Source organism: uncultured Kordia sp. (assembly GCF_947489565.1).
In the GTDB taxonomy this organism is placed as follows: domain Bacteria; phylum Bacteroidota; class Bacteroidia; order Flavobacteriales; family Flavobacteriaceae; genus Kordia.
Genome location: NZ_CANLEA010000017.1, coordinates 94154 through 106408 on the forward strand (window position 1 = coordinate 94154; position 12255 = coordinate 106408).

8 protein-coding genes are annotated in these 12255 nt (G+C 34.1%); 2 read left to right on the plus strand and 6 right to left on the minus strand.

The window, feature by feature from the left end; all coding sequences use genetic code 11:
- Nucleotides 1–144: 144 nt before the first annotated feature.
- The 4 genes from hemE to hemA form a co-directional block, all read right to left on the minus strand.
- On the minus strand, nt 145–1167 hold the full coding sequence (gene hemE, locus Q0845_RS20760; RefSeq protein ID WP_298517262.1) for a uroporphyrinogen decarboxylase: 1023 nt from the start codon (nt 1165–1167) through the stop codon (nt 145–147).
- A gap of 211 nt (nt 1168–1378) precedes the next feature.
- Entirely contained in the window at nt 1379–1891 is a 513-nt protein-coding gene (locus Q0845_RS20765; RefSeq protein ID WP_298517264.1) for an alpha-ketoglutarate-dependent dioxygenase AlkB, read from the minus strand.
- Nucleotides 1892–2123: 232 nt separating this feature from the next.
- Nucleotides 2124–3701 (minus strand): hydroxymethylbilane synthase, encoded by a 1578-nt coding sequence (gene hemC / locus Q0845_RS20770; RefSeq protein WP_298517266.1) that lies wholly within the window; start codon nt 3699–3701, stop codon nt 2124–2126.
- Nucleotides 3698–4957 (minus strand): glutamyl-tRNA reductase, encoded by a 1260-nt coding sequence (gene hemA / locus Q0845_RS20775; RefSeq protein WP_298517268.1) that lies wholly within the window; start codon nt 4955–4957, stop codon nt 3698–3700. Before hemA ends, hemC begins: the two co-directional genes overlap by 4 nt.
- Nucleotides 4958–5160: 203 nt before the next feature.
- Here hemA and Q0845_RS20780 point away from each other — a divergent pair, with 203 nt between their 5' ends.
- Nucleotides 5161–6045, plus strand: a complete 885-nt coding sequence (locus Q0845_RS20780) for a helix-turn-helix transcriptional regulator (protein ID WP_298517270.1) — start codon at nt 5161–5163, stop codon at nt 6043–6045.
- A 626-nt stretch (nt 6046–6671) separates the two neighbouring features.
- The gene (locus Q0845_RS20785) at nt 6672–8162 is read left to right on the plus strand and encodes an aminotransferase class V-fold PLP-dependent enzyme (RefSeq protein WP_298517272.1); all 1491 of its coding nucleotides are present in this window, start codon (nt 6672–6674) and stop codon (nt 8160–8162) included.
- A 36-nt stretch (nt 8163–8198) separates the two neighbouring features.
- On the opposite strand, the gene Q0845_RS20790 is transcribed toward Q0845_RS20785, so the two are convergent.
- Together Q0845_RS20790 and Q0845_RS20795 are read right to left on the minus strand one after the other, a co-directional pair.
- Nucleotides 8199–8522, minus strand: coding sequence for a hypothetical protein (locus Q0845_RS20790; protein ID WP_298517274.1), 324 nt, complete (start codon nt 8520–8522; stop codon nt 8199–8201).
- A 72-nt stretch (nt 8523–8594) separates the two neighbouring features.
- Nucleotides 8595–12044, minus strand: a complete 3450-nt coding sequence (locus Q0845_RS20795; protein WP_298517276.1) for a TraB/GumN family protein — start codon at nt 12042–12044, stop codon at nt 8595–8597.
- Nucleotides 12045–12255: the final 211 nt, after the last annotated feature.

A 12255-nucleotide genomic window follows, 5' to 3' on the forward strand; every position in this document is an offset into this window, starting at 1 on the left:
TCGGCAATATTTTATCATTGAAACTTCGCGTTAGGGATAGAAGTTTTGTTGGAGCTCCTCGTAGAGAGCGACTACTGAAAGCCCGACCGCAAAAGTACACTGAACGGAGTCGAAGTGTACTTTTGTGGAAACGCTCAAATGAATTTATGCTTTATACTCTTTTACCGCATCAATAAAGGCTTTGGCATTGTCTAAAGGAATGTCTGGAAGGATTCCGTGACCTAAGTTGACAATGTATTTGTCTTTTCCGAATTCGTTGATCATTTGATGCACCATTTTTTTGATTTCCGCTGGTGGCGAATACAAACGTGTTGGATCAAAGTTTCCTTGAAGCGTAATGTTTCCACCTGTTAAATAACGTGCATTTCGTGCCGAACATGTCCAATCGACACCTAAAGCCGCCGCATTAGATTTTGCCATTTCTTGAAACGCAAACCAACATCCTTTTCCGTAGGCAATGACTGGCGCATCATCTTTTAAAGCTTCAATAATTTGGTTGATGTATTGCCAAGAAAATTCTTGATAATCTGTTGGCGATAACATGCCGCCCCAAGAATCAAATACTTGTAGTGCGTTGACACCTGCTTTTACTTTTTCTTTCAAATAAGCAATCGTAGTATCTGTGATTTTTTGTAATAATTGATGTGCCGCTACCGGATTTGTAAAGCAGAATTTTTTGGCTTTGTCAAAGTTTTTACTTCCTTGACCTTGTACGCAATAACATAAAATAGTCCATGGTGAACCTGCAAAGCCAATTAGTGGAATTTCATCATTTAACAACTCTTTTGTTGCTTTGATGGCTTTGTATACATAGTCTAACGCTTCTGGATCCGGAACAATAACATTGTCTACATCTTTTTGAGAACGCACAGGATTTGGCAAATATGGACCAAAATTAGGCTTCATTTGTACCTCAATATTCATAGCTTGCGGAATGACCAAGATGTCTGAGAATAAAATCGCTGCGTCCATTCCGTAACGACGAATAGGTTGCACCGTAATTTCACTTGCCAATTCTGGAGTTTGACAACGTGTAAAGAAGTCGTACTTCTTTTTTATTTCCATGAATTCAGGTAAATATCTTCCTGCTTGGCGCATCATCCAAACTGGTGGACGTTCTACCGTTTCTCCTTTTAACGCTCTTAAAAATAAATCGTTTTTTATCATGTCTTTTCTAAGTATTGAGATGTTGGTATTGAGTATTGAGAAATTCATAACTCGTTACTGGTATCTCATGTCTATTTTTGTATTTCAGCGTACTTCTCGATACAAAATTCTTTCAGAATTTCACTCGAAGTGACGTTTTTGGTTATTTTAGAGTTCAGCGTTTACATTGATAAAGTCTCAATACTCACTACTCAAACCTCATAACTAATTTTTACTTCATTTTGCGAAAGGTCAAACTCATTCTTCCGTTTTCAGTATCTGATTTTGGAATTGCGTGTTGCCATTCGTCTTGTACTTCGTTGGTCATATAAATGAAAGAGCCTGATGGTAATTCAAAATCTTTTATGACCTCTTTATTTTTAATATTTCGAAATCGCAATGTACGTGTTTCTCCTACTGAAACGATTCCGACACCAGTATTTTCTACTAATATATCTGTTTGATCTGAATGAAATCCCATACGAGATTTGCCATCTAAATAATAGTTAATCAAACAATTGTTAGGTGCAAATTTGAGTGTCTTTTCAATCAAATCTACAATTTCTTGTATTTCTTTACTAAATGGTTGGTACGGATAACTGATTTGAGAATAATTGTACGCTTTACCAAAACTCGCTGTTTTTCGTGCAGACATACGTTCGTCCCAAGAAACATTGTTTTTTAAATAATCAAATAATGCTTCTGGATGCTGGATGAAATTCTCTATGTATGTAATTCCGTTCATTTTTAAGTATTGAGATGTTGGTATTGAGTATTGAGAAATTCATAACTCGTTACTGGTATCTCATGTCTATTTTCATATTTCAGCGTACTTCTCGATACAAAATTCTTTCAGAATTTCACTCGAAGTGACGTTTTGGTTATTTTAAAGTTCAGCATTTTCTTTGATAGATCTTATTACTCACTACTAATATCTCAGATCTTACCAATACCAAACACCCAAAACCTAATACCAATTAAATATAATGTTCATTCACCAACTCAATCACACTTTCCACAGTTGGAACTTTTGCAATACGTACATCTTCAAAATGCTGTCTGGCTTCTTTTGCCGTAGTTTCGCCTATACAAAAAGCAATTCCTTTGGCTTTGTTTGCCGAAATGTAACTTTGTACAGTGGAAGGACTGTAAAACATGACACCTTCAATTCCATCTTGCAATTTTTCAGCATCTAACATGGTTTTGTACGCATGTACTTCGGTTACTTGTATATGGTTTTCTTCTAATATTGTCGGCAAAGCATCCAAACGAATGTCACTGCAAAAATACGTTGCCGTAGTTCCTTCAATATAATCTACCAAGTGTTCTGCGAGTAGTTTTGAGTTACGTGCCGATTTTACAACAGGACCAATTTTTTGCTCAATGAGCTTTTTGGTTCTTCGTCCGACACAGTAAATATTTTTAAATTGTAATTCGTCCGATGAAAAGTTTTGTGTCAAAGCTTCTACCGCATTTTTACTGGTAATAATTACATTTTTAATAGGCTCACGAACTACATGTGGCTTGATTCTATTTAAGCTGATTTTAATGAAATCACTACTTTCAGATACAATTCCTTCATTAAATAGTTGACGTTGTGCTTCTGTCAAAAGTTTGGTAGAATACACATTGATTTGCTTTCCAGTATTTTTGATGTCGTCCATCAAGCGCTTTCCGCCACGTTCAATGATATAATTTGAGCAGTATTCTGCCAATTCGTGATGTTCGCCTAATTTCTCGTAACGCTTTGTGTAAATTCGTTTCGTTCCGTCAGTGCTTAACAATACACCTTCTAGCGTAACAACTTCATCTTTTATATAGGCAATTGCTCCAATAGGAGCTGTACAACCACCTTCTAGTAAGTTTAAAAATTTGCGTTCAATAGATGTGCAAATTTCCGTTTCTTCATGATTGATTTGTGCACAAATTTCAAGTACTTCCGTATCTTCTCCCAAAGCAGTAATCATGATGGCTCCTTGCGCAGGTGCAGGAATCATCCATTCGAGATTTACAGATTCTTCTGGTCGTAAACCAATTCGTCCCAATCCAGCGGCAGCGAAAATAGCGCCATTCCAGTGTTCCGTATCTTCTAGTTTTTGCAAACGCGTGTTTACATTTCCACGTAAATCTTCAATCGTATGTGTTGGATATCGGTTGAGCCATTGTGCTTTTCGGCGCAAGCTTCCCGTAGCAATTACGGCATTTCGTTGCGATAAAAATTCTTCATTATTCTTAAAAACCAAGGTGTCACGAACATTTCCACGCTTTAAAACGGCAGCTTGTACAATGCCTTTTGGCAATACTGTTGGTACATCTTTTAGTGAATGCACTGCAATATCGATGTCATGATTGAGCATGGCAATATCGAGTGTTCGTGTAAAAATTCCTGTAATTCCGAGTTCGTATAAAGGCTTGTCTAAGACTAAATCGCCTGTAGCTTTTACGGGAACTAATTCTGTTTTGTGACCTAAAAATTCGAGTTGTTCTTGTACAACTTTAGCTTGCCACAATGCGAGTTCACTATCTCTAGTCCCGATTCTGATGCGTTTACTCATAATGAGTTATTTTCCAATTGAAATACTTTTTGTATTAAGGCTACACTTTCTTCTGAAGTCGTATTCTCATCTTTAAGATGATTGGCGAATTGTGTAGTTATTTTTTGAATAATTCTGTTTGTGATGATTTCTGCTTGAGATTCATCAAAATCACTAATTTTTTTGCGTTGAAAGTCTAATTCAGCATTTTTGATAGCTGTTAATTTTTGCTTTAACGCTTTGATTGTTGGTGCAAACTTTCGTGTTTCCAACCACGCCGTAAATTCTGTTTTTACTTCGTCAATTATTGCTTCTGCTTTTGGAATGTGTGCTTTTCTACGTTCTAATGTTTCATCGGTGACTTGCGATAAAGCATCTAAATGAACTAAAGTTACATTATCTAATTTCGTAACATTTCGCGATACATTTTCTGGAATTGATAAATCTAAAATCAACAATTCCTTGTTGGTTAAGATATCATCTTTAGAAACTGTTGGACGTTCTGCGCCTGTAGCGACAATTAATACGTCTGTTTTTTGAATTTCTTCAGAAAGTGCTGCGTAATCTTTCACCGTTAAGTTAAACTTTCCAGCAATTCGTTCCGCTTTATCTTTGGTTCTGTTGATAAGCGTAATGTGATTGTTTTTGGTATGTTTCACCAAGTTTTCACAGGTATTTCTTCCTATTTTACCAGTTCCGAATAATAAAATATTCTTTTCAGAAATGTTTTCAACGTTCTTTAAAATGTATTGAACCGACGCAAATGCTACTGAAGTTGCTCCTGAAGATATTTCTGTTTCGTTTTTGATACGTTTGCTTGCCGTAATTACAGCATTAACCAAACGTTCCATAAATCCGTTGATCAGACCTACTTTTTGAGAAGCTTTGAATCCTTTCTTTAATTGCGAGATGATTTCGAAATCTCCTAAAATTTGACTGTCCAATCCAGTACCAACTTTAAACAAGTGATCGATGGCGTCTTTATTCTTAAAAATGTAAGCAACATCTCTAAACTCTTCTGCCGTTCCGTTTGAATAATCGCAAAGTAATTTGATAAATTCACATGGATGTGGAGCAAAACCGTAAATTTCTGTTCGGTTACAAGTTGAGATGATCAATGCGCCATCTCCAATCTTTTCAACCTTTACAGTTTCAAGTATAGAAGCTTGAGCAGTATCAGATAAACTAAACTTACCACGAATGTGAGCTTCTGCTTTTTGGTAGCTAAGTCCAACACAGTAGAAAGAATTATGTTTTGATATATTATATTGCTTCATAAGAATTCAAAATCGTTAACAAAAGTATCATTCAACAGGAAATAAAAATAACGCTCAAAGGACTTTTTATATCGCTATAAGTTTTTTAGATGCTTTTCTTATAAAAAACTTGCGAAATGTTGTAATTTTACTGCAAAATAAGGCTTTTTAGACCATCTAACATAGAATCATTCTAAATAAGATAAAAACAAGTATTTCTACTTATGGAACAAAAAAATAACGCTCAAGGTACTTTGAAAGAGACTCAGGTTGAAGATGGCTTTTATATTTTGAAGCTTCAAAATGATAGTAATGATACTCAACAACTTATACGTGAAATTGACAGTAGTTTTATACAGTTTCATTTTTGTGTAAAGGGCGAATGCAAATTTAATTTTAACAACGGAAGGTATTCTTTTGATGTGTTAGATGAACATGCATTATTGTTGTACAATCCGCAAACAGATTTGCCTATTAATGTAGATATACAGCCAAAAACTTGGTTGATTTCTGTGTTGATTCCTATTAAAAAGTTCCACTCGTTATTTTCTACAGAAGCCAATTATATTCACTTTTTAGATGCCGATAAGAAAGACAAAAAGTATTATGACAATAAGAAAATAACGCCGATGATGGCTGTTGTATTGAATCAAATGTTGAATAATAACATGCACGATTCTATCAAAAAGTTATACTTAAAAGGAAAAGCTTACGAATTGTTGAGTTTGTATTTTAATAGAAGTGAAGATGCCGATATTGAGCAATGTCCGTTTTTGGTAGATGAAGATAATGTCTTAAAAATTCGTCGTGCAAAAGATATTGTCATTGCTAATATGGCCGAACCACCAAGCTTGCAAGAATTAGCAAATGAAGTCGGTCTGAATATTAAAAAATTGAAAGAAGGCTTCAAACAAATTTATGGCGATTCTGTGTTTAGCTTTTTGTTTGATTACAAGATGGAATACGCGCGTAAGTTGTTAGAATCTGGAAGTTATAATGTAAACGAAGTTGGTCATAAAGTTGGTTATAGTACTGCAAGCCATTTTATTGCTGCTTTTAAAAAGAAATACGGAACTACGCCGAAGAAGTATATTTTGTCGGCTAGTTAGTTGTTGGACTTGCTTTTCTTTTAGATTGTTAGACCGCTTTCGCTGTTAGATATTAGATCGCTTCGCTACTAGATTTTAGACTTATTGATACGTCATTGCGAGAAGCATAGCGACGTGGCAATCTGTTTCTTTGGCAATAGCTCATCTTTGTTTTTACTTTAAAGGTATCTTATACAAGTTAGAATGTTCTCTAACAAACAAATTCATCTGTTTCAAATCTTCAATCAAAAAGTTCGACTTTAGAAACTTTGCTTTTAGATTGTTAGACACGCTTCGCTTTGGTATCGCTTCGCTTTTGGTATTTTGGTAGGTTCGTAATGCTTCTTTTATACTACAAAAGTCACTTCGAGTGAAATTCTGAAATACTTTCTGTTGAAATATTTTTTCCATTATCATAAAAAACGTCATTACAAGAAAGTATGACGAAGTAATCTGTTCTTCTATAAAGAAATTTTCATGAGTTATTACCGTATAAATACGCTACTATTTGGGTACTATCCGCAAAGGTAGTTTCCGTATTTATGGGCTGTTTTTGAGACTAATTTTCATTCAAATTTGTGTTTTAATAAAAAGGTGAAATCTGAAAAACCTTAAACGAGTAAGAAACACAATTAAATAGTAGAACGATGGAAACTAGTGCAATTCAAAACGAAATGCTTGAACTTATTGAAAAGTTGGAGCAAAAATCATTAATCACCAACGAACAATACCAAACCTTACAACAAGATTTTGATACAAATCTATTTCGAAAAACACATGTAGATTGGCTAGAGGTTCGAAAATTATTTTTCAATAGAGGTGTTGATCCTGTTTTTGAAGTAGAACCAATGAATTCCGCAAATTTATGTCCTACGTTTGTGTCTGTAATCAATAGCATTAATTCGTTGCGTTTTCAGTTTAATGCAGACATTTCTATGCAATCGCGACAAGAACGATACGGACTTATTTTAGAAGCCATCCGAAAAGTGGTTGCGCAACATGTTGGTGCTGTTTCTGAGTCAGATATCAAAAATATTGCCTTGGTGCGCAATACGAGTGAAGCAAATAATCAACTTTCAAAAGGATATAAATTTTGGGAAGGCAATACTGTTCTTTTATGGGACGAAAATCATCCAACGAATAATAATGTTTGGCATTTGAGAGCTACAGCAACGAAAAAAGTGAAAATGTTTTCGCTCAAAACAATTGATTTTCAGAACTGGAATGATGAAAGAATTGTTGCCGGAATCTGCAATATAATCATAGAAACCATCAAAAATATAGAAGGGAAAACAGTTATGCTAAGTTTTTCGGAAGTCTCTAATATTTCAGGAATTTGTATGCCTTCCAAAGAAATTGTAGAAAGAGTACGCGCCGTATATCCAGACATTCATATACATGTTGATGGTGCTGTAAGTTGGGGCGGCTTGGAAATAAATCTGATCGAGAAAAACGGAATCAAAGGAGTGGATTGCGATAGTTTTTCTTCGAGTTCGCACAAATGGTTAATGGGACCTTTTGAAACAGGTATTTTTTATATGAAACCTGAACGCGCTCAAAATTTTGATATCAGCATTCATGCCTACGATGGTAAAATAGGTTTTGAAGATAAATTACCTGCTGATACATCGAGATTTGAATTGCTTGGACAACGAGATGAAGCCAATATTTATGCACTTGGACAAACTATTGCAGAGCATAATAAAATTAACGGAAACGATCCTAAACGTGTTGAAACAAGAGTTAAATTTCTTCAAGATGATTTAAGAAAGAAACTGAAATTTTTGGCAGAACGATTGGGTTTAAAAATTATATATACAACACCTATTTCTCGAAAATTTTCAAATGGAGTTACGGTGTTTACAATTGTTGCTCCCAATAGAACAATAAATCATAAGGATTTGTATAATTATTTATACGGGAAAAAAGGTGAGCGAAATCGTTTTGCGGTAGGTTTTATTCCAGAAAGAAAAGGTGATAATCCACATCCTGAAGCACTTAGAATTTGTCCACATATTATGAATTTACCAACGCAGATTTCTTCGGTGGTTACTAAAATTGCAAATTTCATTTTCAAAAGTCATGATATAACGGTTGAAGAATTAAATGCTTTAGGTGTGAAAGCGTATGAGCTTTAAATTTAAGATATAGATGGTATGGCGTGAGTTTCAAGCTCACGCTAGCTGTTTTGTGATCAAATTAATAGCTTCTTCTATGAATTTTTTCAATTCAGTTACGTTGTTCGTTTTTTTATCAAATACTGAATTAGACCAGTCTTCATTTACAATAACTCTCACCCAAAAAAAGCTGTCTTTAGAGATTTCGAAATCCTCAAAATACCAGCCAATATCAAGCGTACATTTTTTATAAGTGATTTGTAAAATATCTTCGAATAAATGCTGTTTTTGATCTTCTAAAGGAGTATCTGAAAGCAATATAGCTTTGTTGGTAGATAATTTTCCATCACGAAAGTCTATGTTGGAGAATATGTTGATCATTGATATTATATTATTGAAAAAGTCTAAAAGAGTCTAACCAAGTCTAAAAATCTAAGAAAGTCTAGAAAAAAATCAATATCCCGATCGTCCACTGATGCGTTTTCGTCGTTTGTATTTTACTTGGTCTACAGCTTTTTCAAACATTTCTTCATCAATTTCGTCACCGTAAATTCGTTCGCCTCTTGTTTTCGTTAAAAGATACGGTTCTGTACTCAGTTTTGGTTTATCTACAAAGGCAACATGATACAGTTTGTTCGATTCACCGTAACGACTTTCTTCTTGTACTTTAAAAAAGTAAATAGTAATGTCGCCGTCTTCGTTATGGACTTTGATCGTTTTTACAAAAGAAATCGTGTCTTTCTCCTTGTCAAGTCCGATACGACTGATCAATCCTGCTTTGGCATATCGTTGTTGTGTTTTTAAAGAATCGGGCACAATAGCGAGCAAGTCTTTTTGGGCTAATTTCCACAATGTAGGCGCTAAAGCTTTATCTTCAAAAAATGTTTTTTCTTTGAGTTCTTGCGGAATTTGCTCATTGTTTTCTACTAACAAAGCCACGTAGGTTGTCAATGCCGATCTTGCTTCCGTTTTGATCAATTTGTTGTAGAAATCTTTGATGTTTTTATCTTTTCGAAACGGAAATAACAACTTTACATAACGCTCTAACGCTAATCCACTTTTATAGTTGTAGGATGATTTTCCTAAGTTTCGTTTGACTTCAATTTTGGCATCATTCAACAACTGACTTTTATATCTTTTATAGATTTTTGGTTTGATTAAACTACTATCGTTTAATTGCGTTAATAACTCATAAATAGGAGTTTTATATTCTTGTATGCTTGAATATTTCAGTAATTCAGGGAACAATTCTTTTTTCAACACCAAGTTGTCTTTTCCTGTTTTAAACAGTCGTGTTGTGCCTCTAGAATCTAATGGAAAATCTTTTTCTAGCAACTCAAGAATCATTTCGTATGAAGTCTCTTCTTTATGTTTCAACAACGTTCTTAATATGGCAGTTTGTGTTTTTGGTTTATCGTATGCTTCCACATATAATTCTTTTAAAAATGGAAAAATTCGTGGATTTTCAAGCTTTCCTAAAGAAGAGATTAAATAGTTTTTAATGTTTTCGCGATCTTCTGGAAATTCATGTTCTTTCAATATGGAAATAATTGGATTTGCATGCTTATCCATAAACTTAATTTTCGCATATGATTTCAGTACAATACTGTCATTATTCTTTATTCCATCAAAGAAAATATTAGTTTTATCGACAAACACATCTTTTCCAAGTAAGGTGTCGAGCGGAGTAAAAGTTTCATAGAAATTTTTCACAAACTCAGAAGGTTCAGCGATAGAATCTTCTAAGGTAGACAGGCTAAATAAAACTCCTTTTTTGAGGATGTTTTTTCGATACACACGTTTCGCACTTGCCGTATCTTTTAAAACATAAGTACTGTAGTATACGTCGTCTTTTTGCTCCAATTTTTTATCTTCAATCACAAAATTATACTCGTAAAAACGCTCCATACCATCCCATAAACTATCAATATTATGAAACATCTGTAAGTCGTGATATTTAATTCTTCGCACCAAGATTTTTTCATTGCTTTTGGAAGTATATGCAATGTATTTTTTTTCTTGATCGTATGCTTTTTTATCGGAGTTATAACGCGAACTGTACGACGGTCCTGTAGAAGGTTGTTTTGTATTTGTCAGCACAGAAAAGTGTAAGGACGTATCAATAACCGTTTTAAATCGCTTGTATTTTGGTGCTTTAATTTTGAACGAATTGAAATAGGTTTTCGCCTTTTTTTCATCATCGCCAATAAAACCAAGCACATAGTAACTTTCGTCTTTTATGATGGATTTTAAGTATATTTTTTTCTGCGAAGCTGTATCAATAATAGCAGACGATTCATAGCTTTTGTATGTGTGATTTACAAACTTGCCATCCATCTTTTCTACATCTAACTTTTTGTAGAAATTATCGTGAATATAAGAAGCTTCAAAAGCATCTTCTTCAATATATCCAACATCATTATTAAACACTTCTTTAAAGAAATAATATTCGTCATTTACCGCAGCTTGTAGCAATTTATTCCCTACATTTTTAGTATTATCTGAAATGTAATTCACAGGAAATAAAAACTCGTATTTTCCATATTCAGACGTATATGTGTTCAATGCATTGGAAGGTTCACGAAACTTAATAGAGTCAAAAATTTCCTTTTCGTACTGCAAGACAAAATCCTTCTTTCCGCCAAACTTAATAATGATCATTTCCAGCGGTGTTTTGTATATATGATACTTTTGGTAATCGCCTTTTTTGGTTTTGTTGACAATACTAAATCCTGGAAACGGACTTGTCAATGGTTCTTTTGAAATAATATCGCCAGGAATATCTTCATACAACAACGGATCAATTTCTTCCAAAGTAATTTTTTCTTCATTCGGAAACTGATCGTAGGTATTCAATCGGGTAATTGTCAAATACGCACCATTTGTCATGTCAGGTGCCAAATAAAATTTTTGTTCTTTATAAACGAATTCTCGGAGTTCGTCAAAGGTTTTTATCGTAATAAAACCATCAGGAGTACTATAACTATTCAAATACGGTTGTACATGCAAATCTTCTAACTCCACTTTGGCTTTTAGCGCAAAATCGGTTTGTTCTGAAGTCAACGGTCTTACCTTATATCCACGATCTTCTAGCATTTGAAGCATGCCTTTTTCGCCCGCCAAATGAGCGGCACCAACACCAGCAAAAACAGTTTTGTGTTGCATCAAAGAATCCATCACAATCACCATATTTTCGTTGCGTTTGTACAACATGTGTTCGCGATAAAAATCGGTATTTACCGCAGCTCCAATAGAATCTAGTAAGTATATATTTCGATCTCTATACGCATCTTCTTGAACCGTATATCGATTTTGATCTTTAAACATTTTTTGAACCCATTCATCAGGTCTTTTCTTCAAAATATTATAAGCAGCGCGCGAAGTAAGATATTTTGACTCTTTGATGTCTTCCAAGCTGATAATTGGTTTGTTATTCTTTTTTCCAGCCTGATAAATAAACATGTCTAAATAAGTTTCTTCCTCAAAATCATCTGCGCCAGCTTGTTTTCGGTATAAATATCCATTAATGATTCTATTGTCAAATCGAATAATACGTCGTACGGCTTCTTTTTCTGAAAACTGTGGATTAAAATTTCGATTGTAAAAATTCTCGCCACCATAACTTCTAGGAGAAGCATCAGAATCAGACATTTGTTCATAATTGTGCGCCAGCCATGTTGTTGGATCAGATTCTAAAGCAACAGTTTCCGCTTCTTCCAAGGCTTTAAAAAAAACATCGTCCAAGCGAAAGGCTACTTTTTTGCTTACATGCATGGTTCCGTACAAAAAAGAAGGTTTTTCCATACCATTTCCAGAAACTTCCCAAAGAAGACTTTGCTTTTCTTCTTGAGCAATTAAAATGGATGTGCAACACAGAAATAAGAGTGATATATATATTCTCATAAAATGGGTAGAAAATTTAAAGGTAATCGCGTCATCGGTAAAATGTCAACTAATGTACTAAAGATATAAATTCTATCGTGTTAACAGAATCATAATGCGTAAAAAAGACTTTTTAATGAGTGTATAAAGATTTCCTATGCTTGTCTGTGTAATTATTGAAGATAGAGTCGTATTTTTGTGTTGAAGAAAAAGATTGAAAAATAAAACAAAC